This is a genomic window from Citrobacter sp. EC_71, assembly GCF_019584005.1.
GTDB classification, from domain to species: domain Bacteria; phylum Pseudomonadota; class Gammaproteobacteria; order Enterobacterales; family Enterobacteriaceae; genus Citrobacter; species Citrobacter werkmanii.
Map to the genome: position 1 here is coordinate 1 of NZ_VDAY01000007.1, position 25,392 is coordinate 25,392.

The window sequence follows — 25,392 nt, forward strand, 5'->3', positions numbered from 1 at the left end:
GATCGGCATCGCTCAGTCCGGTTGGTGATTTTGGTTGGTTTGGCGATTGATCAGATCGCACAATCCGGGCTGAGTTCCCTTTCAGTGATCTACTATTCCGCGCAGCTATTTAGCTCACATGGTGGGGGAAACCTAATATTTACGCAACAACGTCTAAAAAAATCGTGCCAGGGGCAGCGCTGCGCTGCGTTATTGCATAAACTTTAAAAACTTTACCAACTTACGGTTTCTTTAAGCTCGTTAGTGCGTTATTACTCACCGCACTTATTTTACACGTCATCCATCAGACTTTTTCTGCAATGGGTTGGCCGAGGTTGTCTGGCCAGTTTTGTGTAAACACGGTGTGGTATGACGTGGTTTTTTAGAATGGATACTCGGGTGGCATTTATGACGCAATACTTCTCTTCACTTCGCAGCTTTGCTGCTGGTTCTGCACTCTTAATCCTTTTGGCACCGACCGTACAGGCGGCGGAGCAACCCACGGCTCCTCCGAGCGTGGACGCGCGTGCATGGATCCTGATGGATTACGCCAGCGGCAAGGTGCTGGCGGAAGGTAATGCTGATGAGAAACTGGATCCTGCCAGTCTGACCAAAATCATGACCAGCTATGTGGTCGGTCAGGCGCTGAAGGCCGGAAAAATTAACCTCAACGACATGGTCACCGTGGGCAAAGATGCCTGGGCGACCGGTAATCCGGCCCTGCGCGGTTCGTCGGTTATGTTCCTCAAACCTGGCGATCAGGTTGCGGTATCCGATCTGAACAAAGGCGTTATCATTCAGTCTGGTAATGATGCCTGTATTGCACTCGCTGATTACGTTGCCGGGAGTCAGGAGTCCTTCATCGGTCTGATGAACGGTTACGCGAAAAAACTGGGACTGACCAATACCACGTTCCAGACGGTGCATGGCCTGGATGCGGCAGGGCAGTTCAGTACCGCGCGTGATATGGCGTTGCTCGGCAAGGCGTTAATCCACGATGTGCCCGAAGAGTACGCTATCCACAAAGAGAAAGAGTTTACCTTTAATAAAATTCGCCAGCCGAACCGCAACCGTCTGTTGTGGAGCACCAATCTGAACGTGGACGGAATGAAAACCGGTACCACGGCGGGCGCGGGTTATAACCTCGTCGCTTCCGCGACCCAGGGCGATATGCGCCTGATCTCCGTGGTGCTGGGGGCGAAAACCGACCGCATTCGTTTTAATGAATCCGAAAAGCTGCTGACCTGGGGTTTCCGCTTCTTTGAAACCGTTACGCCGATTAAACCGGATGCCACCTTCGTGACTCAGCGCGTCTGGTTTGGTGATAAGAGCGAAGTCAATTTGGGTGCTGGGGAAGCGGGTTCGGTAACCATCCCGCGCGGTCAGCTTAAGAACCTGAAAGCTAGCTTTACGCTAACCGAGCCACAGTTAACCGCGCCGCTGAAAAAGGGGCAGGTTGTGGGGACTATCGACTTCCAGTTGAACGGTAAATCTATCGAGCAGCGTCCGTTGATGGTGATGGAAGCAGTGGAAGAAGGTGGTTTCTTTAGCCGGATGTGGGATTTTGTGATGATGAAGTTCCACCAGTGGTTTGGCGGCTGGTTCTCTTAATCTAAACGATTGCCGGATGGCGCTAACATCGCTGTCCGGCAGTATCACCTAATACAACAGCTTTATGCGTTGCGCCTTGGCGTATTCAACAAACTCATCGTCGGGGCGGCTATCACTGATGATGGTATCAAAGCGTTTTAATTCCCCCATCCTCGCAGGACGTACCTTCCCAAACTTGCTGTGGTCGACCACCAGAACGTGATGCTGCGCCATCGACATTGCCCAGTGTTTCACCGCTAATTCTTCCAGATTAAAGCAGGTCGCGCCTTTCTCAATGTGCACGCCTGCCGCGGAATAAAAGGCGATATCCGGGCACAGATTATTCAGTGTTTCCTGAAAATCGAGAGGTTTGAAGATGGCGTTACTGGCATGAAATTCCCCGCCACATAGAATGACGCGACACTGTGGTTTTTCCTGCAATACCAGAAACGTATTCAGCGAGTAGCAGATTGCGGTGAAAGGCAGTTCATTGTCGATAGCCTCAATAATCCACGGCGTCGTCGTGCCGCAGTCGAAAAAGATGGTCTGATGCGCCTGCACGAGGCTCGCCGCCTGCTGGGCGGCACGGCGTTTTTCATCAACCAGACGGGATTTTTGATCGCTGATTAAATAGTGGTTGGCGCTGCGGGGCTCCAGAACAATATAGCCCCCGAGCAAGACGACAGGCGCATTGTTATTATTCAGGTCGCGACGAATGGTCATCTCAGATACGCCCAGCAGCGTCGCGGCTTCTTTGAGGTGTAATTTATCGCTGCGTTTCAGCGCCTGTAGCAACTGACCAATACGCTCGTCGCGTCGAGTTTCCATAGTTCCCCTGGAGAGTAGAATAAGTGCTCGTATTGCGCCTAATACTACTCTTTTTACCGTGGGTTAGTCACGCACCCAGCCTTTACGGATGGGCAGAGCGAAACAGGTGCGATAGCAGGTCTGCAAGCCGAAGTACAGGGGCGCGCCGAACCGTTGCCAGATCATCTGGGCGCTCAGGCAGCCGATCAGCCCAGCCAGGAATCCGCCCAGCATATCCAGCGGCCAGTGTACGCCAAGGTATACGCGCGACCAGGCAATCGCTACGGCGACAACCATCAGCAGCGCGCCAGTCCACAGGCGATGCCAGAACAGGAAAGCCAGAGCAAAAGTAAAGATAACCGTGCCGTGATCGCTCGGGAAAGAGTCATCCGCCGCATGGTGGAGGAAGTTGTACCCGATGTGGTTAACGAACGGACGATCGTGGGGGAACAGATGCCCCATCAGCCATGAAATAGTCAGGCCAACTGCCAGCGCTATCGCCATTTTTATGACCAACTGGCGCTGGAGAGTAACCTGAGCGCGCGGTCCCCAAAGCCAGAGAATAACCGCTAACAGCGGGACAATGCTGATTAAATCTTTGGCAATAAATATGGCCAGCGAGATAGCCCATTGCGCAGAGTCCGGCGTTGCGTTGATCAGGTAAAACAGCGAATTATTAAGATTTTCCAGCATAACGTCCAGACTCAGTGTACTCGTTAAAAGGCCCATAGGGGGAGAGCATAAAATTGCTGTTACGGGATAAAAAGCGGTCTTGTCTTATTTGTCTGCTAAATGACTATTTTTAAGACAATTAATGAGACTTAATGAGCATGATAGCGGCCTCAACTTAAATTAACCTTAAAGCAAAATGTTCTTGAGCAAATGAATGTAAAAATGTGCTCATTTTGCTTTCAAATCACATAATTCACTATCACCGGTACGGCGCATTTATTACACTTTGCGCGTTTTTTCATTTGCTAAGAGACTGCATGCAAAACCGTTTATCTTCAGGCGCCCGGTTGGGGCGTCAGGCATTACTTTTCCCTCTCTGTCTGGTGCTTTACGAATTCTCTACTTATATCGGTAACGATATGATCCAACCTGGAATGTTGGCCGTGGTGGAGCAATATCAGGCCGGATTAGACTGGGTACCCACTTCCATGACTGCCTATCTGGCGGGTGGCATGTTTTTACAGTGGCTGTTAGGGCCGCTGTCGGATCGTATTGGTCGTCGCCCTGTAATGTTAACCGGCGTACTCTGGTTCATTGTGACCTGCCTTGCGACTCTGCTGGCACAGAATATTGAGCAATTTACTTTTCTGCGTTTCTTGCAGGGGATAAGCCTGTGCTTTATTGGCGCGGTGGGTTACGCCGCTATTCAGGAATCCTTTGAGGAAGCAGTGTGTATAAAAATAACCGCGCTGATGGCAAACGTGGCGCTGATTGCGCCGCTGCTGGGACCGTTAGTTGGCGCGGCCTGGGTACATGTTCTGCCGTGGGAAGGGATGTTTATCCTGTTTGCCGCTCTCGCAGCTATCTCCTTCTTTGGCCTGCAACGCGCGATGCCGGAAACGGCGACCCGGCTGGGTGAAAAGCTGTCCATTAAAGAGTTGGGCAAAGATTATAAGCTGGTGCTCAGGAACGTACGTTTTGTCGCGGGCGCGCTGGCGTTGGGTTTTGTCAGCCTGCCGTTACTGGCGTGGATTGCCCAGTCGCCGATTATTATCATCAGCGGTGAACATCTCAGCAGTTACGAATATGGCCTGTTGCAGGTGCCGATTTTTGGGGCGCTGATTGTCGGTAATCTGGTGCTGGCGCGCCTGACTTCGCGCAAGACCGTGCGTTCGCTGATTATCATGGGTGGCTGGCCTATCGCCGTCGGGCTGGTGATTGCCGCGGCGGCCACGGTAGTGTCATCCCATGCGTATTTGTGGATGACGGCGGGTTTGAGTGTCTATGCGTTTGGCATTGGCGTGGCGAATGCGGGGCTGGTCCGCCTGACGTTGTTTGCCAGTGAAATGAGTAAGGGGACGGTTTCTGCCGCTATGGGCATGTTGCAGATGCTGATTTTCACCGTCGGTATTGAGCTGAGTAAACACGCTTATCTGCTGGGAGGAAACGGCTTGTTCAGCCTGTTTAATCTGGCAAGCGGCGTACTGTGGCTGATATTGATGGTTATCTTTCTGAAAGATAAACGGGTAGGGAATTCCCGGGAAGGCTAAAGCCCGGTTGCCCGGGCCTGACGAAACTCAGTGATGGTCGTCAATCTGATGTTCGATAACCATCCCTTCACCTACGCTGGCAACATGTCGCGCATAGGGATGTGCGCGATAGACAGGTGCCGGGGCAGGTGTTGGAGCAACATATACTGTTTGTGGCGCGGTCGTCACGTTGACCGCCTGCGGAACGCTGACGGAAGAGGGCACGACCACCACTTTATAACCGCTTGGTACATCCACGGTAACGCTTTGCGCAAATGAAGTCCCCGCAAAACCCAGCAACAATGTCGCCATCAGTACACTTTTCTTCATGATCCGCTCGCCTGAAGTAATCACTGGAGGTAATAATCCAGTGGGGTTAATTTGAGGCGGATTATGAATAGATCATATCATCATTTTGTTGCCGTCTGTGCTGAGGCGTTAATGCGTAAACGGCGCTTCGTTTTTTAATACGCGGTCGATAACATCCAGCACACCCTCTTCGTTGTTCGATCCCGCGCGATATTTTGCCGCCTGGACAACCGGTTCGTGAGCGTTGGCCATTGCGAAACTAAATCCCGCCTGACGCAGCATCTCAATATCATTTCCGCCATCGCCAAACACAACAACCTCGTCGTCGCTAATATTCCAGCGTTGTTGCAGCAGGCGCAGACCGTTTGCCTTATGCACACCTGGTATAATTAAATCGATGCTGCCGTAGCCGGTATGCACCGGTACCATGATATCGCCAATTGCCTCATGGAGATCGGCCTGCACCTGCGGGATACGATCGTCTGAAATATTCAGTCCAAATTTGAAAAAAACGTCGTTGAGATTGTCAAAATTATCTACAAATTCAAGACGATGATAGTACATGGCGGAAACGGATTTATGCTCATCGCTGTATTTTTTGAGCGTATAGGCGCTGTTTTTACCGCAGGCAATAATGTCGATGTCCGTACGGGTCAACAGATGAGCCACGATGGCCTTGAAATCGTCTTTTGCCAGTTCACCGTTAAAAATATCTTTCCCTTCACTGACTACCCAACCGCCGTTTTCAGCGACAAATGAGATTTCATTGGCCAGTTCAGGGAAAAAGGAGATGAGCTGGTAATACTGGTTGCCGCTGGCGACGACAAAGCGGATCCCTTGTTCTTTCATTTGACAATATTGCGCCATAAACCGCTCACGGTTATAGGTTTTTTGGTCGCTTAAAAATGTGCCATCCATGTCGACCGCAATTAATTTGATGCTCATTAGCTGTTCTCCATCACAGGGGTATTTTTGAGATCCGGTTTCGCCACCGCTTTCGCGACAATGGCGGCGATAAGCACCAGCGCCAGCACCACCAGCATAGCGCTGCGCAGGCCGTAATGTTCACCCAGATAGCCCAGCAGCGGCGGCCCTACCAGGAATGCCAGGTAGCCGGTGGTCGCTACAACGCTGACGCGGGTTGGCGCATCGGGACCGGTGTCGCTGGCTGCTGAAATGGTCAGCGGGAAGCCGAGCGATGCACCAAGCCCCCACAGAATAACGGAAACACCCGCTACCCATGTGCTATCGACAAAAATAATCAGACTGATGCCAAGCGCCCCCATCAGCGCGCTGGCACGCACCACCGCGACGCGGCTGTAGCGGTCGATAAACCAGCCGCCGGTGAATCGACCCACGGTCATACCCAGCGTAAATCCAGCATAAATCAGCGAGCCTGATGTCGGGCTAAATCCGTGGCCATCCACCATCAACAGCGGCAGCCAGTCGTTGGCCGAACCTTCAGCAAACGCCATCGCCAGCACCACTACGCCAATCAGCAGCAACTGGATGTCGCGATAGAAAGGCACGCCTTTTTCGCTGGAGTGAGCGCCGTCAGAGGCATTCTTACCCGTGCCGTCTGGAATGGCCTTGATGGCGATAAAGACAGGAGTGATTGCCACCATTGCCGCCAATAAAATATGTACGGTCGCAGGCACGCTGAAGGCGGTAAGCATCATCCCGACCCCGGCTCCCGCCAGCGTTCCCAGACTGTAAAAACCATGCATCATCGGCAGCACGGTCTTGTTCATTTCGCGCTCAACTGCCGCGCCTTCGACGTTGATGGCGACTTCCGCTGCGCCAAAGCTGGCGCCAAACACGCCCAGGCCAAACGCGAAAAGCCATGCGGAATGCAACCATAGCGCCGCGCTGAGGATAGCCATCCCGAGGACGGCACAGGACATGGTGGTACGGATCACTTTACGCGTGCCAAATCGTTTCACCAGCCAGGCCGAACAAAGAATGCCACTCATCGAACCAATAGAGAGTCCAAACAATACCGCGCCCATTTCGGCGGTGGAGATGGAGAGGATATCTCGGATGGCAGGAGTACGCGTTGCCCAGGAAGCCATTAGTAATCCGGGTAAAAAGAAAAACGTGAAAAGCGCCCAGGTGCGACGTCTTAAGGCTTTGCGTGGTGAGGTGCCTGTCATGAATTCGAGCCAAAGAAAAGAGGGAAGAAGACAACATTAGCAAGACTGTGTACATTTGTACACAAACGCAAGGTGAGGAAATGCAGTGCGACGCGCGAACGATCCGCTACGGCGGGAAAAGATAGTTCAGGCCACCCTTGAGGCGGTAATCGCCTACGGTGTCCATGGGGTTACGCACCGAAAAATCGCCATGATTGCCGGGGTACCGCTGGGTTCAATGACCTATTATTTTTCGGGAATAGATGAGCTTTTAATGGAGGCGTTCGGGCGCTTTACTGACACGATGTCTCAGCAGTATCAGGCTTTTTTTGCCGACGTTGCGGATGCGCAGGCAGCCTGCCATGCCATTACCGAGATGATTTACAGCTCCCAGGTTACAACGCCCGATAATATGGAACTCATGTACCAGTTGTATGCTTTCGCCAGTCGCAAACCGACGTTGAAAACGGTGATGCAAAACTGGATGTTACGCAGTCAACAAACGCTGGAACAGTGGTTTGAACCGGTAACTGCGCGGGCGCTGGATGCATTTCTCGAAGGAATGACGCTGCATTTTGTTACCGACAAAAAACCGCTGTCGCGGGAAGATATTCTGATGATGGTGGAGCGTATTGCCGGATTGCCGCAGAGATAAAATCATCAAAATGGTTTGTCGAGGCGGGTAATGGCCTGACGTAAAAAATCAACGACTTTCACCGCTTCTGGCGTCAATGGCCGGGCGGCTTTTTTTACCGTCCCGACATCCATATAAGTAATAAAATCATCAATCGTTCTGTGCATGACGCGCAGACCATCCAGTGACCACGGGCGATACACCAGGTCGGATAAAATAGTTATTCCTCTGCCTTTTGCAACCAGGCTTCTTATTGCTTCAAAAGAGTTGCTGCGAAAACTGATATTGGGCGTATAGCCACGCTGCTGCCAGTAATCGATGATTACGTCAGGGTACTTATCGGTTTCCAGCAGTAAAAATGGTAGCTTCTCGACGTCTATTAAACGGATTGAAGACTTGCTCTGTAGCGGATGCCCAATAGACGTCCACAGGCGGCGCTGTGAACGAATAAATGTTTCGATCTCCAGGTCGTTATCATGGCTGATGTTTGAGGTAAGAAGCAGACAAAAATCGACCTCGTGTTCCCGTAGCGCCTGTACCAGTTCCGGTGCTGTAGCTTCATAAAACACGATCTCCAGCAAAGGAAAACGTCGTTCAATATCGTTGAGTATATCCGGGATAAGATAAGCAGAGAGCGTTTCGGCAATGCCTATGCGCACCGTGCCGGTAAGAATTTCACTCCTGTCATGCAGGTCGTCAACAGCCGAGTGGCTACTGTTGATGATGTTGCAGGCATGCGCCAGAAAGCGCTCGCCCTCGGCGGTGAGCTTCACCCCTTTGGGGTAACGTACAAATAGCTGCACGTCTAATGCATCTTCCAGATTCCGCATGGCAATAGTCATTGATGACTGAGAAATATGACAGCGCGCAGCAGCTTTGGAAATTTGTAATGTTTCTGCAAGTGCGATGTAAAACTCAAGTTGTCTTAGCGTAAATTTCATAGTTTTAATCTATGCAGATGGATAAAAACGTTATATTAGCATTCATTCTCACGCCGCCGTAGCCTTGTGGTCATACCGTACAACTGGCAATAAGGCGCAAATATGCCCTATCTTTTACTCAGTCTGGCTGCCTGTTTTTGGGGTGGGAATTATGTGGTTGGTCACCTGTTGGTCGCTGAAGTTAATCCCATTGTTTTATCAGCGGCACGCTGGATATTTACCGCGTTATTATTGATGGCGCTCTATTTTCGTCAGGTCGCAGAGCAATGGCCGGTGATGAAAACATCCTTGGGTACCATCGTCTTCCTCGCACTTTGTGGTCAGGTTCTTTTCCCCTTAACGCTGTATATCGGCCTGCAATATACAACCTCGCTCAATGCCGCGATTTATATGTCCACCACCCCGGCGCTCGTTCTGTTAATCAATAAGTTCTTTTTTAAAGAGCGGATTTCTGCGCGAAATATAGCAGGTGTGATCCTGAGTACCGTTGGTGTTATCTGGCTGGTTTCGCAGGGCGATATGATACATACGCGGGTATTTGCACATCTGAATCGGGGCGATGTCTGGACCATGGGGTCGGCGTTAAGTTGGGCCGTCTATTGTGCCTTTTTGCGCATTAAACCGCGTGAGGTGAAGGGAAACGCCTTTGTCGCCGTGAGCGCGCTGCTCGGTGCGATGGTGCTTATTCCGGTACTGGCTGTGGAGCTGATGCGCAATGGTATGCCGGGCTGGGATAGCTATGCCAATACAGGCGTTATTACTGGGCTGGCATACCTTGTCATTTTTCCTTCCTGGCTGTCATATCTGTTATGGAACAAAGGGATTAGCGCTATTGGCGCAACCCGCGGAGAGATCTATTCACACTTGATCCCACTGAGTGGCGGATTATTTAGCGTTATGTTTTTGCACGTCACCCTGCATTCATATCATCTGGTGAGCGTGTTGGTTATTATGTGCGGTATAGCATTGTGTTCCCGCCCGAGTGCAAAAAAAGGCTCGCAGCAGCGCACGGCGTGAAAAGCGGGTAAATTAGCTTACGGTTGCGCCCCCGGTAATATTTACCACCGTGGCGGTCATTGCTCCGGCATGGTCTGAAGCCAGAAAGGTCGTAACCTCAGCGATTTGTGCCAGCGTAGGCAGACGTCCGAGCATGGTGCCTTGTGCCGCACCGCCTAACCATTGTTCGACGGTTAAACCCATTGACTGCGCTTTCGCGGTGAAAATCTCCCCGGTATAGGAACCGGCCGCTACCGCATCCATAATCGCATGCGAGCGCACGCCGACGACACGAATGTTTATGGGGCCCGTCTCGCTGGCAAGCGCTTTAATAAACGCTTCTGTTCCTGCACAACCGACGATGTGGCCGAGATGCCCAGGCATCGCCATCGGGGCTGCGGGAGCAACGATGGTGAGAATGACGCCAGCTCGATTGCCGCCCATGTGCGGCGTTACGGCTTTTGCGATATTGAACTGAGCCGCAAGGAAAGGGGTGATACCACTCATAAACTCAGAGAGGGATAATGCGTCGATGCGCTTGCCCTGTTCATGCATAAAGCCGGTCGCGTTAACCACCACATCAATTCCACCGATTTGCTGTACCAGGCGGGTAACTTGTGTTGAGGTGTCGTGCTCGTCGAGCACATCGGTGATAAACGTATCGACGGTACCCCCCGCCATTCGCAGGCGACTGGCCGCCCAATCAAGCTTTTCCTGACAGCGCGCGCCCAGGTATACATGAGCACCTTCGCGCGCCATCGCCTGTGCAACCGTGCTACCAATAGCGCCGCTGCCGCCGAAGATCACCGCAACCTTTCCAGTAAGCAACATAGTAAACTCCCGTCACCTTTAAGCACCGATTAAAAGTATGTGCCATAACCGGCGTGCTGCAAATTTGGGGGAGGGATTACGGGGAGAAGGGGGGGATAGCAAATTTCAGGCAACAAAAAACCCATCAACCTTGAACCAAAACGGCGGGGTTGATGGGCTCCACAAATTGGGGACATCAAAGAAAAGCAGTGGCAATAGTTATGACTGACACCTTGAAGAAAAGTTCTGCTGAACTGCAAAAAATTTTCGTTTAAGGGTGATTTTCAGTGCTAACCAAGGCCTGGCCAGACAATGACGATGAGTGTCCCCGCCAATGTCAGCAGAACGTTGGCAATGGCGTAGGTGCCAGCATAGCCTAATGCCGGGATGTTGCTGCGGGCCGTGTCGCTGATGATTTCCATTGCCGGAGCGCAGGTACGCGCGCCCATCATGGCACCAAACAGCAGGGCGCGGTTCATGCGCAATACGTAAGCGCCAAACAAGAAACAAATAACAACCGGAACCAGGCTCACAACCAATCCGGCAATCAGCATTTGACCACCAACGGCACCAAGGCCATTGCCAATGCCGCTACCTGCGCTCAAACCGACGCCTGCCATGAATACCATCAGACCAAACTCTTTCACCATGTTCAGCGCGCCCTGCGGGATATAGCCAAACGTTGGATGGTTGGCACGCAGGAAGCCGAGCATAATCCCGGCGAACAGTAATCCAGCCGCATTCCCAATACCGAAGCTGAAATTACTGAACTGGAAAGTGATCATCCCAATCATCAGACCAATGATAAAGAAGGCGCAGAAGGCCAGCAGATCGGTCACCTGACTGTGAATGGAAATGAAGCCGATACGATCTGCGATCGTTTTAACGCGACGGGCATCGCCGCTAACCTGCAATACGTCACCTTTATTGAGCACGACGTTGTCATCGATAGGCATTTCGATCTGGCTGCGGATCACGCGGTTGAGGAAACAGCCGTGGTCGGTCAGCTTCAACTGGGCCAGGCGACGGCCAACGGCATTGTGGTTTTTCACCACAATCTCTTCAGTGACGATACGCATATCGAGCAGATCGCGATCGAACACTTCTTTGCCGTTACGGAAACTGGGATCGAGGCGGGCATGCGCGTCTGGATAACCTACTAAGGCTATTTCGTCGCCCATTTGCAGCACTGCGTCACCGTCCGGGTTAGCCAGGATGCCGTTGCGGCGGATGCGTTCAATGTAGCAGCCGGTCTGACGATAAATACCCAGTTCGCGCAGATTCTTACCATCAGCCCATGCCACCAGCTCCGGGCCCACGCGGTACGCGCGGATCACCGGCAGATAAACCTTACGGTTGGCGTCAGTGTCCAGACCACGCTCACGCGCAATTTGTTGGGCGCTGGTTTGCAGGTCCTGATGTTGAAGTTTTGGCAGGTAGCGCGCACCGACAATCAGACTGACCAGTCCAATCAAATAGGTGAGGGCGTACCCCAGACTCAGGTTATCGAGGGCGGTGGAAAGCTGTGAGCCTGCCATTCCGGAATGGCGCAAGGTATCGCCTGCGCCGACCAGCACCGGCGTGGAGGTCATCGAACCGGCCAGCATACCCGCCGTCAGGCCGATGTCCCAGCCAAATAGCTTACCCAGCCCCAGGGCGATCAGCATTGCGCTACCGACCATCACCAGAGCAAGCATTAGATAATTTTTCCCATCGCGAAAAAAAATCGAAAAAAAGTTGGGGCCGGCTTCGACACCGACACAAAAAATAAACAGCATAAAGCCGAGATTTAATGCGTCGGTGTTAATACTAAAGTGCTGCTGACCTAATAATAGGGACACCACTAAAACGCCAATGGAATTACCGAGTTGGACTGAACCCAGGCGTAATTTACCCAGGCAGAGGCCCAGAGCCAGGACCACAAATAATAACAGGATGTAATTCCCATTTAACAAATCTGCGACGTTTATATTCACTGAGGCTAACTTCTTGTTTACTAGTAAGCTATTGAAAGAAATGGCAATTTACGCTAATGTTTTTGCCAGAAATTAAGGGGCGACAGCACCGCACACAGCCCCGATTAATGCAGCATAACAATATATGCGGATAGTTTAATCTCATTACGTATCAACGGCTATAAGAATCGTGTGGGTGTGTTTTTGGCATGGAATGCCGAGTTACTTTATCTGACTGGACGCCTGCGGGCGAAAAGAGTGTTCGATAGAGAATGTGTCAGGAGGAACGATTGAAACATAAGCAAAGTTGGGCGGGGGCGATCTGCTGCTTTGTGCTCTTTATTGTGGTGTGTCTTTCATTAACGCTAAACGTGAAAGGGGCATTCAGAGCGGCAGGGCATCCAGAGGTCGGGTTGTTGTTTTTTATCTTGCCTGGTGCTGCAGCAAGCTTTTTCTCCCATCGGCGGGAGGTGCTCAGACCTCTTCTTGGTGCAATGTTGGCGGCACCGTGCTGTCTGTTACTGATGCGGTTCGTTTTTATGCCGACGCGTTCATTGTGGCAAGAGATGGCGTGGTTATTCAGTGCGGTGTTTTGGTGCGCGCTTGGCGCATTGTGTTTTTTGTTTATCAGTAGCTTATTCAATCAGCATCAACGACGGAAAAAGAACTGATGACGCCCTCCAGCGGAGGGCGTAGAAACTGCTATCAGGCGAACAGATTCATATTTTCTTTTGCCCACGCCTCAAAATCCGTGCATCCGCCGATGTGTTTTTGATCAACAAAAATCTGCGGAACGGTTTCTACTGGCTTACCTACCGTCTTTTCCAGATCGGCTTTCGTAATACCTTCGGCATGGATGTCAATGTAGCGGAAGTTAAAATCGTCATGCTCATTGCTTAATTTTTCTGCTAATTCTTTTGCGCGCACGCAATACGGGCACCCTGGGCGACCAAAAATAACGGCAAACATCTCTCTCTCCTCGAACTTATCAGGCCGGATGGCGAATACTTATTATGATGCCGCGATTTGTGACGGATGGAAAGCAGGTTCGGCCTGTTGCTTTGATATCCTCAAGCTATAACTGTTAAACACGACGAGCCGGAACGTTTTATAATAAAAGCCATTTCGCCGGGAGGTCACTTATGCGCACCATCGGTGTATTACCCAAGAGCGTATTGATGCTGGAAATAATGGGGATGGTTTTGTTATCGCTGGCGCTGCTGTCGCTTAATGATTACCTGACCTTACCCGCGCCGCTTAACAGCCCGTTAGCCTGCGTGGTGATGATATTTCTGGGCGTACTGCTGATGTTACCCGCCGCAGTGATGTTGATGTGGCGCATTGCTCAACTGCTGGCGCCGCAGCTCCTGTCGTGCGCTCCCGACGATTCTTCCCGTTCAGACAGAGAAAAAAGAGATGACGCCAACCATTGATTTAATCCGCAGCCACCGTTCCATTCGCCATTTTACCGATGAAGCTATTTCTGACGCACAGCGAGAGGCAATCATTGCCGCCGCTCAGGGCACCTCAAGCTCCAGTTTTTTACAGTGCACAACGATTGTTCGGATAACCGATAAAACTCTGCGTGAATCGCTGGCTACCTTATCTGGCGGTCAAAAGCATGTGGCGCAGGCCGCTGAATTCTGGGTGTTTTGCGCTGACTTTAACCGTCATTTGCAGATTTGCCCTGACGCGCAGTTGGGGCTGGCAGAACAACTGCTGCTGGGTGTGGTTGATACGGCGATGATGGCGCAAAATGCGCTGACGGCGGCAGAATCGCTGGGACTTGGCGGTGTGTATATTGGTGGGTTGCGTAACAATATTGAGTCGGTCACGGAATTATTGAAACTGCCGCAGCATGTTCTGCCGCTGTTTGGTTTGTGCCTTGGCTGGCCTGCGGATAACCCGGATATCAAGCCGCGCCTGCCTGCGTCGCTGGTTGTGCACGAAAACCAGTATCAGCCGCTCGATACAGACGTTTTGTCGCAGTATGACGAACAGCTTGCGCAGTACTATCTGACTCGCGGCAGCAATACGCGTCGTGACACCTGGAGCGATCACATTCGCCGAACCATCATTAAAGAAAGTCGTCCCTTTATCCTGGAATATTTGCATAAACAGGGATGGGCCACGCGCTAAAGATTTCAACCCAGTGTATGATACGCCTGCTTTTACCAGGTCATTGAGAGGTGCAGGGTGAAAATTGCCATTTTGTCCCGGGACGGAACGCTCTATTCTTGTAAGCGCCTGCGTGAAGCGGCGATGCAGCGCGGTCACCTGGTTGAAATTATCGATCCGCTTTCTTGCTATATGAACATCAGCCCGGCGGCGTCATCTATTCATTACAAGGGCCGCCAGCTTCCCCATTTTGACGCGGTGATCCCACGGATTGGTTCAGCGATTACCTTTTATGGTACGGCGGCGCTGCGTCAGTTTGAAATGTTGGGTAGCTATCCGTTAAATGAATCGGTAGCGATTACGCGCGCGCGCGATAAGCTGCGTTCGCTGCAGTTGCTGGCGCGTCAGGGGATTGATTTACCCATCACCGGGATTGCTCACTCCCCGGACGATACCAGCGACATGATTGATATGGTTGGCGGCGCGCCGCTGGTGGTGAAACTGGTTGAAGGCACACAGGGGATCGGCGTGGTGCTGGCGGAAACACGGCAGGCCGCGGAAAGTGTCGTGGATGCGTTTCGTGGGCTGAATGCTCATATTCTGGTTCAGGAATATATCAAAGAAGCGCAAGGGCGGGATATTCGCTGTTTCGTGGTGGGTGACGAGGTGGTGGCTGCCATTGAACGCCGTGCGAAAGAGGGCGATTTTCGTTCTAATCTCCATCGCGGCGGGGTTGCTACGATTGCGAATATCACGCCGCGCGAAAGAAAAATTGCGCTCAAAGCCGCTCAGACCATGGGGCTGGATGTTGCTGGTGTTGATATTCTGCGTGCAGAACGTGGGCCGTTGGTCATGGAAGTTAACGCTTCTCCGGGTCTGGAAGGGGTCGAGAAAACCACCGGGATAGACATTGCCGGCAAGATGATCCAGTGGATCGAGCGCCATGCTACGCCTGAATTTTGTCTTAAAATCGGCGGCTAAACACAATATCGATTGCGATCGTGGTATGACACGCTCTTTTTGCGTAAGCTGTGCCGGTATTTTTTTCATCAATAGAGGTCGCACATTATTATGACATCACTGGTCGTTCCCACTCTGGATACGTTGCGTCAATGGCTCGACGACCTGGGCATGAGTTTTTTTGAATGCGATACCTGTCAGGCGCTGCATTTACCTCATATGCAGAACTTTGACGGCATCTTTGATGCAAAAGTTGATTTGGTGGATAACGTCATCCTGTTTTCTGCGATGGCGGAAGTCAGACCTTCCGCACTGTTGCCACTGGCCGCCGATTTGTCCGCGATTAATGCCAGTTCACTGACGGTAAAAGCATTTCTGGATATGCAGGATGATAATCTGCCAAAGCTGGTGGTTTGCCAGTCTTTATCCGTTACGCCGGGCGTAACGTTTGAGCAGTTTGAATGTTTTGTTCGCCAGAGCGAAGAGCAGATATCGATGGTGATCCTCGAAGCTGGGGCGCATCAGCTGTTATTTAATGCTGAAGAAGATACGCAAAACAGCAACGCTGAAGTCCATTTCCTCCATTAATTCCCCCTGAATCTGGACGCATTTTGCGCAGCCGCTACCAGAGCGGTTGCGTACGGCCTGTTTTTATTCTGTGTTTAACCTTTTATTAAAGAATTATTCACTTCCATTCTGCTCCTTCTGCTTTATGTCATAGACAATTCCTGCATAAAAAATTGATAAAAGACGTTTTTTAATCTGGGCTATATCCACAAAACCTGGCTAAAGTTATTCTTGCGAAGCATATAGACGTTAATTTTCTAACTGCCCCGTATGACCTGAGCTGCGGCTACAATACGTGGTGAATGAGTGGGCGGATATCTGCGGGCGATAGCGGCATCGGGAGAGGTCTCTCTTTTCATTGATGCCGCATGAAAGAATATGCACGTTTCTTGCATATCATTAGAGTGTGACATTTTTGTTCGTTTGTTAACGAACTTTCAGAAGGAAAGAGATTATGACCGCCTTAAATAAAAAATGGTTATCAGGCCTGGTTGTGGGTGCTCTGATGTCCATCTCTGCCGGCACGCTCGCTGCTGAACAAAAAACGCTGCATATTTATAACTGGTCTGATTATATTGCTCCGGATACGGTGGCTAACTTTGAAAAAGAGACCGGAATTAAAGTTATCTATGACGTATTTGATTCCAATGAAGTACTGGAAGGTAAGCTCATGGCGGGCAGCACCGGTTTTGACCTGGTTGTTCCTTCCGCCAGTTTCCTTGAACGTCAACTAACCGCAGGCGTCTTCCAGCCGCTGGATAAGAGCAAATTACCGGGCTGGAAAAACCTCGATCCCGAACTGCTGAAGCTGGTGGGTAAACACGATCCGGATAACAAGTTTGCGATGCCGTATATGTGGGCAACGACCGGTATTGGCTATAACGTGGACAAAGTGAAAGCGGTACTGGGGCCAGATGCGCCGGTTGATAGCTGGGATTTGATCCTCAAACCGGAAAACCTGGAAAAACTCAAAAGTTGCGGTGTCTCTTTCCTTGATGCGCCTGAAGAGGTGTTTGCAACCGTACTGAACTATTTGGGTAAAGATCCAAACAGTACCAAAGCAGATGATTACACCGGACCGGCGACCGACCTGCTGTTGAAACTGCGTCCGAATATTCGCTACTTCCACTCTTCGCAATATATTAACGACCTGGCAAACGGTGATACCTGCGTAGCGATTGGCTGGGCGGGGGACGTATGGCAGGCGGCGAACCGTGCAAAAGAAGCGAAAAATGGCGTCAATATCTCTTTCTCAATTCCTAAAGAAGGGGCAATGGCGTTCTTTGACGTATTCGCGATGCCAGCCGATGCCAAAAACAAAGACGAAGCCTATCAGTTCCTCAACTACCTGCTGCGTCCTGATGTGATTGCGCATATTTCCGACCACGTGTTCTATGCCAATGCCAACAAAGAAGCGACGGCTCTGGTCAGTCAGGAAGTTCGTGATAACCCTGGCATCTACCCGCCTGCGGATGTGCGCGCCAAGCTGTTCACGCTGAAAGTACAGGATCCGAAGATCGACCGTGTCCGTACCCGAGCGTGGACGAAGGTAAAAAGCGGAAAATAACCTGATGTTTGGGACATGACCCGGCAGGATTGATGCCTGCCGGGCAGTGTTGATCCTAAACACACCTAACCCGGCAATACGCACCACCGTGGTGCGTTATTTGCACCGTTTCTTTGTTTTATGCCGGAGAGCACCTGAGTGAATGATGCAACCCCACGCCCACACGCGAAAATCCGCAAGGCGCTGACCCCGCTGCTTGAAATTCGCAACCTGACCAAGTCGTTTGACGGCCAACACGCCGTCGATGACGTCAACCTTACTATCTACAAAGGTGAAATATTTGCCCTGCTCGGCGCATCCGGCTGTGGCAAATCGACTCTGCTGCGCATGTTAGCGGGATTTGAACAGCCGACAACCGGGCAAATTATGCTTGATGGCGTCGATTTAGCGCACGTCCCGCCTTATCTGCGTCCGATCAATATGATGTTTCAATCCTATGCCCTGTTTCCGCACATGACGGTTGAGCAGAACATTGCCTTTGGCCTCAAGCAGGACAAGCTGCCAAAGGCTGAAATCGCCAGCCGGGTGAATGAGATGCTGGGCCTGGTGCATATGCAGGAGTTCGCCAAACGCAAACCGCACCAGCTTTCTGGCGGTCAGCGTCAGCGTGTGGCCCTGGCGCGTAGCCTGGCGAAACGGCCGAAGTTACTGCTGCTGGATGAACCCATGGGGGCGCTGGACAAAAAGCTGCGTGACCGCATGCAACTGGAAGTGGCGGATATCCTTGAACGCGTCGGCGTGACCTGCGTGATGGTAACGCACGATCAGGAAGAAGCCATGACGATGGCAGGGCGCATTGCGATCATGAACCGTGGCAAATTTGTGCAGATTGGCGAACCGGAAGAGATCTACGAGCATCCGACTACGCGCTATAGCGCCGAGTTTATCGGTTCGGTTAACGTTTTTGAGGGACTACTTAAAGAACGCCAGGAAGAGGGTCTGATTATTGAGTCTCCTGGACTGGTACATCCGCTGAAAGTAGATGCAGATGCATCTATTGTCGATAACGTCCCGGTGTATGTTGCGCTGCGCCCGGAAAAAATCATGCTCTGTGAGGCTCCTCCGCCAGATGGTTATAACTTCGCGGTAGGCGAAGTGGTGCACATTGCCTATCTGGGCGATTTGTCGGTATATCACGTACGTTTGAAAAGCGGCCAGATGCTGAGTGCTCAGCTACAAAATGAACATCGTTATCGCAAGGGATTACCAACCTGGGGTGACGAGGTCCGTTTGTGCTGGGATGCTGACAGTTGTGTGGTGTTGACGGTTTAAGGAGCGAAGATGAGTACACTTGAACCTCCGGCGCACGTGGATAAAGCAGGGCGATTCACGCTGCTTATGTCGCGGCTGCAAATGAAACACGGGCGCAAGCTGGTGATTGCGCTGCCGTATGTGTGGCTGCTGCTCCTGTTTCTTCTGCCTTTTCTGATCGTCTTCAAAATCAGTTTGGCTGAAATGGCGCGCGCTATTCCACCCTATACCGACCTCGTTTCATGGGCTGACGATCAGCTATCCATCACGCTCAACTTAGCCAACTTCCTGCAGTTAACAGACGATCCGCTCTATTTTGATGCCTACCTGCAATCTTTGCAGGTGGCGGGGATTTCGACGATCTGTTGTCTGCTGTTGGGATATCCGCTGGCGTGGGCCGTCGCACACAGTAAACCCTCGACACGCAATATTCTGTTGTTGCTGGTGATCCTGCCGTCCTGGACGTCGTTTTTGATTCGCGTGTACGCCTGGATGGGGATCCTGAAAAATAACGGTGTACTGAATAACTTTCTGATGTGGCTGGGCGTTATCGATCAACCATTGACGATTCTGCACACCAATCTGGCGGTCTATATCGGGATTGTTTACGCCTATTTACCCTTTATGGTGCTGCCGATTTACACCGCGTTGACGCGTATTGATTATTCGCTGGTAGAGGCGGCGCTGGATTTGGGTGCCCGACCGTTGAAAACCTTCTTTAGCGTGATTGTGCCATTGACCAAAGGCGGGATTATCGCCGGATCGATGTTGGTGTTTATCCCGGCTGTGGGTGAGTTTGTCATTCCGGAACTGCTGGGCGGCCCGGATAGCATCATGATTGGTCGCGTGCTGTGGCAGGAATTTTTCAATAACCGCGACTGGCCGGTGGCGTCTGCCGTTGCCATTATTATGCTGCTGTTACTGATTGTGCCAATCATGTGGTTCCACAAATATCAGCAAAAAAGCATGGGGGAACACGGATGAATAACTTACCGGTCGTTCGCTCGCCGTGGCGTATTTTTATTCTGGTACTGGGCTTTACCTTCCTGTATGCCCCGATGCTGATGCTGGTTATCTATTCGTTTAACAGCTCGAAGCTGGTTACGGTCTGGGCGGGGTGGTCAACGCGTTGGTATGGTGAGCTTTTCCACGATACCGCGATGATAAGCGCCGTCGGCATGAGTTTAACGATTGCCGCGGGTGCGGCGACGATGGCGGTAATCCTCGGCACTATAGCCGCCGTGGTAATGGTGCGTTTTGGCCGTTTTCGCGGATCGAATGGGTTTGCTTTTATGATTACCGCACCGCTGGTTATGCCGGATGTCATTACCGGTTTGTCGCTGCTGCTGCTGTTTGTAGCTCTGGCGCACGCCATCGGCTGGCCTGCGGATCGCGGTATGTTGACCATCTGGCTGGCGCACGTCACCTTCTGTACGGCGTACGTGGCGGTGGTGATTTCCTCACGGTTGCGCGAACTGGATCACTCCATTGAGGAAGCGGCGATGGATCTTGGCGCTACGCCGCTGAAGGTCTTTTTCGTTATCACGCTGCCGATGATTATGCCTGCGGTGATCTCCGGCTGGTTACTGGCCTTCACGTTGTCGCTTGATGATCTGGTTATCGCCAGCTTTGTCTCTGGTCCTGGTGCCACAACATTACCGATGCTGGTGTTCTCCAGCGTACGTATGGGGGTTAACCCGGAGATCAACGCGCTGGCGACGCTGATTCTTGGCGTGGTAGGAATTATCGGATTTATCGCGTGGTATCTGATGGCGCGAACAGAAAAACAACGGATTCGCGATATCCAACGTGCAAGACGCGGCTGAAAAAACTAAAATCTGCCAACCTGTCTATACGGCGCAGCTGTGGTGGTTGCGCCGTTTTCATGGAAGACGACGCGTTGGGATTTTTTAAGAAATCATCCACATCACATGCTCGCTTAAACGTCCCTGCGTTGGTGCAGGTGGCGGCGCTGGCTATTATCATGATCCGCTGTCTCGATCTGTTGATGATTTTTAATACGCTAGGGTTGCATGGCACCAGCGAATTTATTCATCGCAGCGTGCAGACCTGGAATTTGACGCTGGTGTTTCTGGGCAGCCTGGCGCTGCTGTTTATCGAAATCTACTGCGCATTTTCGCTGGTAAAAGGACGTAACTGGGCGCGTTGGGTCTATCTGTTGACCCAGATTATCGCCAGCGTTTATCTGTGGGCGGCCTCGTTGGGCTATGGTTATCCGGAACTGTTCAGCATTGCGGGAGAGTCCAGACGTGAGATCCTGCGTACGCTGGTGATGCAAAAGTTGCCGGATATGCTGGTGTTGCTGCTACTGTTTGTTCCCGCGTCCAGTCGGCGGTTTTTCCGTTTGCAATAACGTGTATAATATTGGCCCCCTGTTAATTTATAGGTTTTTGTATGCAGTGCGCACTATATGACGCTGAGCGCTGCCGCTCCTGTCAGTGGATAACACAGCCTGTCGCCGATCAACTCCTCTCAAAAATAGCCGATCTGCAGAATCTGCTGGCTGATTATTCGGTCGGAGAATGGTGTGCACCGGTCAGCGGCCCGGAACGCGCTTTTCGCAACAAAGCCAAAATGGTGGTCAGCGGCAGCGTGGAAAAACCACTGCTTGGGATGCTGCATCGTGACGGTACGCCGGAAGATTTGTGTGATTGTCCGCTCTATCCCGCCTCTTTTGCGCCCGTATTTGCCGCGCTCAAACCGTTTATCGCCCGGACGGGGTTAACGCCCTATAACGTGGCGCGTAAACGCGGGGAGCTGAAATATCTGCTGTTAACGGAAAGCCGATTTGATGGCGGTATGATGCTGCGCTTTGTCCTGCGTTCAGACGCCAAACTGGCGCAGTTGCGTGCAGCCCTACCGTGGTTGCAGGCACAATTGCCACAGTTAAAAGTGATCACTGTTAATATTCAACCGGTGCATATGGCGATTATGGAAGGGGAGACAGAAATCTTCCTGACCGAACAGCAGGCGCTGGCGGAACGCTTTAACGATGTGCCGTTGTGGATACGCCCGCAGAGCTTTTTTCAGACCAACCCAGTGGTGGCGGGGCATTTATATGCCACCGCACGCGACTGGGTGCGTCAGCTTCCGGTTACTCATATGTGGGATCTGTTTTGCGGCGTAGGGGGCTTTGGTCTGCATTGCGCCACGTCGCAGATGAAACTAACAGGTATTGAAATCGCGCCAGAGGCGATTAACTGTGCGAAACAGTCGGCGCAGGAGCTTGGGTTGCAGAATCTGCATTTTCAGGCGCTGGATTCGACTCAGTTTGCTACCGCCCAGGACGAAGCCCCCGATCTGGTGCTGGTAAACCCACCGCGTCGCGGGATTGGCAAACCGCTGTGCGATTTTCTTTCCCGCATGGCGCCACGTTTTATTGTCTATTCAAGCTGCAATGCACAAACCATGGCGAAGGATATCCACGAGTTGCAAGGGTACCGCATTGAACGTGTCCAGCTTTTCGATATGTTCCCACACACCGCACATTATGAAGTATTAACGCTGCTCAGCCGACAATAACTGCTATGCCTGATGGCGCTTCGCTTATCAGGCCTACAGGCTGTTCGTCATTCATAAGGTGGATAAGGTGCTTGCACCGCATCCGGCAAATGCAATATGCGAAAAAAAAGCCCGTACTTGCGTACGAGCTCTTCTTAAGATATGGCGGTGAGGCGGGGATTCGAACCCCGGATACGTTGCCGTATACACACTTTCCAGGCGTGCTCCTTCAGCCACTCGGACACCTCACCATATTGTATTGCTGCCTGACCGCTTGGGGGGCAACGGGGCGCTACTATAGGGAGTTGCGCTAAAACGGTCAAGCAGAATTTACGTGTTAACTCTCGTTTGGTTACACAGTGTACATATTCCTCCGCCCGAACCGGCGCGGAGGATATAATTAACGCTGAGAGTCCAGTTTTTCGCCGTTGGTCACAACTTCCTGGGCTTTGCTGTAGCTTTCGATCAGCAACTGATAAGCCGGGAAGACTTTGGTATACACTTCCGCCCACTCAGCGGCGTCTTCACGGTTCCATGTCCCCTGTATTTCAGAAGCGACTGCAGCGGTATCCATCGGCACGACACCAGCCTGAACCACGCGAGCCAGGGTGATTTCCTGCGCCATCTTGCTGTAGGTACCGGACGCGTCAATCACCGCGAAGACCTTGTAACCTTCAGCCACTGCGCTGATGGCCGGGAAAGCCATGCAGACACTGGTGATCGTACCGGCGATAATCAATGTCTTACGACCCGTTGCTTTTACCGCGTTCACGAAGTCTTCGTTATCCCAGGCGTTGATTTCACCTTTACGCGCTACGTATTGGGCATGCGGCGCATTGGCGTGGATCTCCGGGATCAACGGGCCGTTAGGTCCCTGCGGTACGGATGCCGTGGTAATCACCGGCATTTTCGCCAGGGTCGCCATTTTAGCCAGCGCAGCGGCACGTGCACGCAGTTCAGGCATTGGCATATCGCCGACGGTCTGGAAAAGCCCACTCTGATGATCGATAAGCAACATGACGGAATCATTCACATCGATAACCGGACGTGAGCCATTAAAGTTTGCAGGACTGGACATATTCTTCTCCTTCGATTCAGATTTGGCCAAAACGGCCGGAGTTAAAATCGCGTACAGCTTCAGCGATTTCTTGTTTCGTGTTCATAACAAACGGGCCGTAACCTACAATCGGCTCGTTCAACGGTTCGCCAGACAGCAGCAGCACGATGGCATCGCTGGTGGCTTCAATGTGCAGCGTTTTCCCCTGCTGGCTTAGCACTACCAGTTGCGCTTCGCTGGCTGGCGTGGTCCCGTTTACAGTGATATTGCCTTTCAGTACCACCAGTGCGGTGCTCCATCCTTCCGGCTGAGACAAAGTGAGCTGATGATTACGTTGTAGTCGCATATCCCAGACGTTCAGCGGCGAAAAGGTATGTGCAGGCCCTTTGGTTTCCTCGTAGCTACCCGCAATAACGCGAACGCTTCCTGTTTCATCAGGCAGAGCAACCGTGGGAATAACATCGCTGGTGATGCTCTGATAACCCGGCGCGGCCATTTTGTCTTTTGCCGGCAGGTTAACCCACAGCTGTACCATTTCCAGTTCGCCGCCCCGACGGGTAAATTCCGGTGAATGGAACTCTTCGTGTAATATTCCTGCACCTGCGGTCATCCACTGCACGTCGCCGGGACCGATAATGCCGCCGCGACCGGTTGAATCACGGTGTTCAACTTCGCCGCTGTAAACGATGGTCACCGTTTCAAAACCACGGTGAGGGTGTTCGCCGACGCCGCGCTTTTCGTTACCCGGTGTGAACGTATGCGGACCGGCGTAATCCAGCAGCAGGAATGGACTTAACTGCTCTGCATGAGACTGGTAAGAGAACATTGAGCGAACCGGAAATCCATCGCCAACCCAGTGTGGGCGAGGTGCGGTGTAGACGCCTGTTACTTGTTTCATTTGTGTCTCCTCAGTGGCGTTGTCTTGATGTGAATAAGCTTATATTCATGACAGCGAATTGAGTAGTCGCTAAAATGGTCTTCACTGTCTCATAAATAGGACAATAAAATGACAAAGCCGGATCTCAATGATTTTGCCTGGTTTGTACATGTTGTAGAGGAAGGTGGATTCGCAGCGGCGGGACGTGCGCTTGATGAACCGAAATCAAAACTGAGCCGACGTATTGCGCAACTTGAAGAGAGGTTGGGGGTTCGACTTATTCAGCGAACCACCCGGCAGTTTAACGTGACTGAAGTCGGACAAACATTTTACGAACACTGTAAGGCGATGCTGGTGGAAGCGCAGGCGGCGCAGGATGCTATTGCGGCTTTACAGGTTGAGCCGCGCGGCGTTGTAAAACTGACTTGTCCGGTCACCTTGTTGCATGTGCATATTGGGCCAATGCTCGCCCGATTTATGGCCCGTTATCCCGATGTTTCCGTGCAGCTTGAGGCGACGAACCGCCGCGTTGATGTGGTAGGCGAAGGCCTGGATGTGGCGATTCGCGTCAGACCTCGTCCATTTGAGGATAGCGACCTGGTGATGCGGGTACTTGCAGACAGGGGACACCGGTTATATGCCAGCCCGCGATTAATTGAACAAATGGGCGCGGTCAACTCTCCGGCGGAATTGACCCGTTGGCCGGGGCTGAGTCTGGCATCGGGTAAACATGTGCATCGCTGGGAGTTATTTGGCCCACAGGGCGCACGGGCGGAGGTGCATTTCACGCCGCGTATGATCACCACTGATATGCTGGCGTTACGTGAAGCTGCGGTTGCCGGTGTGGGGGTTGTACAACTGCCGCAACTGATGGTGAAAGAACAATTAGCGGCGGGTGAACTGGTGGCATTGCTCGATGGTTGGGAGCCTAAGCGGGAGATTATTCACGCAGTCTTTCCGTCTCGTCGGGGATTACTGCCCTCAGTACGCTCATTGGTGGACTTCTTAACAGAAGAATATGCGCGGATGTTTGAGGATTAAATACCTGTCCTCAGCCTATAAAAAAGGCCGGTTAAACCGACCTTTTATTATCTGGACGCCATTCGGGCGTTAAAAACA

The 25,392-nt window shown here is 51.9% G+C and carries 28 protein-coding genes and 1 tRNA gene; 17 read left to right on the forward strand and 12 right to left on the reverse strand.

Going from position 1 to position 25,392, the window contains the following annotated elements:
* A partial coding sequence (locus FHD02_RS09120; RefSeq protein WP_220393819.1) for a hypothetical protein occupies positions 1–207 on the forward strand: 207 nt, incomplete at its 5' end.
* A 180-nt stretch (positions 208–387) separates the two neighbouring features.
* Positions 388–1,590, forward strand: a complete 1,203-nt coding sequence (gene dacC, locus FHD02_RS09125) for a serine-type D-Ala-D-Ala carboxypeptidase (RefSeq protein ID WP_032940149.1) — start codon at positions 388–390, stop codon at positions 1,588–1,590.
* Positions 1,591–1,638: 48 nt separating this feature from the next.
* Here the strand turns inward: dacC and deoR are convergent, their stop codons facing one another.
* Together deoR and ybjG are read right to left on the reverse strand one after the other, a co-directional pair.
* A complete protein-coding gene (deoR, locus tag FHD02_RS09130) occupies positions 1,639–2,397 on the reverse strand; it encodes a DNA-binding transcriptional repressor DeoR (protein WP_042309541.1) in 759 nt (252 codons plus the stop codon).
* 63 nt (positions 2,398–2,460) lie between these two features.
* Positions 2,461–3,069: an undecaprenyl-diphosphate phosphatase gene (gene ybjG / locus FHD02_RS09135; protein WP_042309539.1), complete on the reverse strand. Its 609-nt coding sequence runs from the start codon at positions 3,067–3,069 to the stop codon at positions 2,461–2,463.
* 296 nt (positions 3,070–3,365) lie between these two features.
* Between ybjG and FHD02_RS09140 the strand changes: the two genes are divergently transcribed.
* Positions 3,366–4,598 carry an MFS transporter gene (locus tag FHD02_RS09140; RefSeq protein WP_137361323.1) on the forward strand — a complete coding sequence of 411 codons (1,233 nt, stop codon included), beginning with the start codon at positions 3,366–3,368 and terminating at the stop codon, positions 4,596–4,598.
* Positions 4,599–4,625: 27 nt separating this feature from the next.
* On the opposite strand, the gene FHD02_RS09145 is transcribed toward FHD02_RS09140, so the two are convergent.
* From FHD02_RS09145 to FHD02_RS09155, 3 genes are all read right to left on the reverse strand, one after another.
* Complete coding sequence (locus tag FHD02_RS09145) at positions 4,626–4,907, reverse strand: hypothetical protein (protein WP_137361322.1); 282 nt, start codon at positions 4,905–4,907, stop codon at positions 4,626–4,628.
* A 108-nt stretch (positions 4,908–5,015) separates the two neighbouring features.
* Complete coding sequence (locus FHD02_RS09150) at positions 5,016–5,831, reverse strand: Cof-type HAD-IIB family hydrolase (RefSeq protein WP_137361321.1); 816 nt, start codon at positions 5,829–5,831, stop codon at positions 5,016–5,018.
* Positions 5,831–7,039, reverse strand: coding sequence for an MFS transporter (locus FHD02_RS09155; RefSeq protein WP_137366233.1), 1,209 nt, complete (start codon positions 7,037–7,039; stop codon positions 5,831–5,833). The genes FHD02_RS09150 and FHD02_RS09155 overlap by 1 nt, the downstream gene beginning before the upstream one ends.
* An 85-nt stretch (positions 7,040–7,124) precedes the next feature.
* Here FHD02_RS09155 and FHD02_RS09160 point away from each other — a divergent pair, with 85 nt between their 5' ends.
* On the forward strand, positions 7,125–7,673 hold the full coding sequence (locus FHD02_RS09160; RefSeq protein ID WP_137371011.1) for a TetR/AcrR family transcriptional regulator: 549 nt from the start codon (positions 7,125–7,127) through the stop codon (positions 7,671–7,673).
* Positions 7,674–7,678: 5 nt separating this feature from the next.
* Here the strand turns inward: FHD02_RS09160 and FHD02_RS09165 are convergent, their stop codons facing one another.
* Positions 7,679–8,593 carry a LysR family transcriptional regulator gene (locus FHD02_RS09165; protein WP_220393820.1) on the reverse strand — a complete coding sequence of 305 codons (915 nt, stop codon included), beginning with the start codon at positions 8,591–8,593 and terminating at the stop codon, positions 7,679–7,681.
* Between the two features lie 102 nt (positions 8,594–8,695).
* Here FHD02_RS09165 and FHD02_RS09170 point away from each other — a divergent pair, with 102 nt between their 5' ends.
* Entirely contained in the window at positions 8,696–9,610 is a 915-nt protein-coding gene (locus tag FHD02_RS09170; protein ID WP_220393821.1) for a DMT family transporter, read from the forward strand.
* 12 nt (positions 9,611–9,622) lie between these two features.
* On the opposite strand, the gene FHD02_RS09175 is transcribed toward FHD02_RS09170, so the two are convergent.
* Together FHD02_RS09175 and FHD02_RS09180 are read right to left on the reverse strand one after the other, a co-directional pair.
* Complete coding sequence (locus FHD02_RS09175; RefSeq protein WP_137361316.1) at positions 9,623–10,420, reverse strand: SDR family NAD(P)-dependent oxidoreductase; 798 nt, start codon at positions 10,418–10,420, stop codon at positions 9,623–9,625.
* Positions 10,421–10,689: 269 nt separating this feature from the next.
* Complete coding sequence (locus FHD02_RS09180) at positions 10,690–12,375, reverse strand: aspartate:alanine antiporter (RefSeq protein WP_042309524.1); 1,686 nt, start codon at positions 12,373–12,375, stop codon at positions 10,690–10,692.
* 269 nt (positions 12,376–12,644) lie between these two features.
* On the opposite strand from FHD02_RS09180, the gene FHD02_RS09185 reads away from it, so the two are divergent.
* A complete protein-coding gene (locus FHD02_RS09185; RefSeq protein ID WP_137366272.1) occupies positions 12,645–13,025 on the forward strand; it encodes an inner membrane protein YbjM in 381 nt (126 codons plus the stop codon).
* A gap of 34 nt (positions 13,026–13,059) precedes the next feature.
* On the opposite strand, the gene FHD02_RS09190 is transcribed toward FHD02_RS09185, so the two are convergent.
* A complete protein-coding gene (locus FHD02_RS09190; RefSeq protein ID WP_016152408.1) occupies positions 13,060–13,323 on the reverse strand; it encodes a GrxA family glutaredoxin in 264 nt (87 codons plus the stop codon).
* A gap of 173 nt (positions 13,324–13,496) precedes the next feature.
* On the opposite strand from FHD02_RS09190, the gene FHD02_RS09195 reads away from it, so the two are divergent.
* The 10 genes from FHD02_RS09195 to rlmC all read left to right on the forward strand — a co-directional run bounded on the left by FHD02_RS09195 (position 13,497) and on the right by rlmC (position 22,360).
* Positions 13,497–13,787 carry a YbjC family protein gene (locus FHD02_RS09195; RefSeq protein WP_137361314.1) on the forward strand — a complete coding sequence of 97 codons (291 nt, stop codon included), beginning with the start codon at positions 13,497–13,499 and terminating at the stop codon, positions 13,785–13,787.
* Entirely contained in the window at positions 13,771–14,493 is a 723-nt protein-coding gene (nfsA, locus tag FHD02_RS09200; protein ID WP_069323237.1) for a nitroreductase NfsA, read from the forward strand. Before FHD02_RS09195 ends, nfsA begins: the two co-directional genes overlap by 17 nt.
* A 57-nt stretch (positions 14,494–14,550) precedes the next feature.
* Positions 14,551–15,453, forward strand: coding sequence for a 30S ribosomal protein S6--L-glutamate ligase (gene rimK, locus FHD02_RS09205; RefSeq protein ID WP_038639233.1), 903 nt, complete (start codon positions 14,551–14,553; stop codon positions 15,451–15,453).
* A 90-nt stretch (positions 15,454–15,543) separates the two neighbouring features.
* On the forward strand, positions 15,544–16,020 hold the full coding sequence (locus tag FHD02_RS09210) for a YbjN domain-containing protein (RefSeq protein ID WP_042309517.1): 477 nt from the start codon (positions 15,544–15,546) through the stop codon (positions 16,018–16,020).
* A 433-nt stretch (positions 16,021–16,453) separates the two neighbouring features.
* The gene (potF, locus tag FHD02_RS09215) at positions 16,454–17,566 is read left to right on the forward strand and encodes a spermidine/putrescine ABC transporter substrate-binding protein PotF (RefSeq protein ID WP_042309515.1); all 1,113 of its coding nucleotides are present in this window, start codon (positions 16,454–16,456) and stop codon (positions 17,564–17,566) included.
* Positions 17,567–17,704: 138 nt separating this feature from the next.
* Positions 17,705–18,838 (forward strand): putrescine ABC transporter ATP-binding subunit PotG, encoded by a 1,134-nt coding sequence (potG, locus tag FHD02_RS09220; protein WP_042309512.1) that lies wholly within the window; start codon positions 17,705–17,707, stop codon positions 18,836–18,838.
* A gap of 9 nt (positions 18,839–18,847) precedes the next feature.
* Positions 18,848–19,801 carry a putrescine ABC transporter permease PotH gene (gene potH, locus FHD02_RS09225; RefSeq protein ID WP_079224836.1) on the forward strand — a complete coding sequence of 318 codons (954 nt, stop codon included), beginning with the start codon at positions 18,848–18,850 and terminating at the stop codon, positions 19,799–19,801.
* Positions 19,798–20,643, forward strand: coding sequence for a putrescine ABC transporter permease PotI (potI, locus tag FHD02_RS09230; RefSeq protein WP_042309508.1), 846 nt, complete (start codon positions 19,798–19,800; stop codon positions 20,641–20,643). Before potH ends, potI begins: the two co-directional genes overlap by 4 nt.
* A gap of 59 nt (positions 20,644–20,702) precedes the next feature.
* The gene (locus FHD02_RS09235; RefSeq protein ID WP_137350973.1) at positions 20,703–21,191 is read left to right on the forward strand and encodes a YbjO family protein; all 489 of its coding nucleotides are present in this window, start codon (positions 20,703–20,705) and stop codon (positions 21,189–21,191) included.
* A 41-nt stretch (positions 21,192–21,232) separates the two neighbouring features.
* Positions 21,233–22,360, forward strand: a complete 1,128-nt coding sequence (gene rlmC / locus FHD02_RS09240; RefSeq protein WP_137361312.1) for a 23S rRNA (uracil(747)-C(5))-methyltransferase RlmC — start codon at positions 21,233–21,235, stop codon at positions 22,358–22,360.
* A gap of 142 nt (positions 22,361–22,502) precedes the next feature.
* Here rlmC and FHD02_RS09245 read toward each other — a convergent pair.
* The 3 genes from FHD02_RS09245 to FHD02_RS09255 form a co-directional block, all read right to left on the reverse strand.
* A tRNA-Ser gene (locus tag FHD02_RS09245) sits at positions 22,503–22,590 on the reverse strand.
* A 149-nt stretch (positions 22,591–22,739) separates the two neighbouring features.
* Positions 22,740–23,417 carry an isochorismatase family protein gene (locus FHD02_RS09250; protein WP_042309503.1) on the reverse strand — a complete coding sequence of 226 codons (678 nt, stop codon included), beginning with the start codon at positions 23,415–23,417 and terminating at the stop codon, positions 22,740–22,742.
* 16 nt (positions 23,418–23,433) lie between these two features.
* Positions 23,434–24,294: a pirin family protein gene (locus tag FHD02_RS09255; RefSeq protein WP_042309501.1), complete on the reverse strand. Its 861-nt coding sequence runs from the start codon at positions 24,292–24,294 to the stop codon at positions 23,434–23,436.
* A gap of 108 nt (positions 24,295–24,402) precedes the next feature.
* On the opposite strand from FHD02_RS09255, the gene FHD02_RS09260 reads away from it, so the two are divergent.
* On the forward strand, positions 24,403–25,314 hold the full coding sequence (locus FHD02_RS09260; protein WP_137371316.1) for a LysR family transcriptional regulator: 912 nt from the start codon (positions 24,403–24,405) through the stop codon (positions 25,312–25,314).
* The last annotated feature ends 78 nt before the right edge of the window (positions 25,315–25,392 follow it).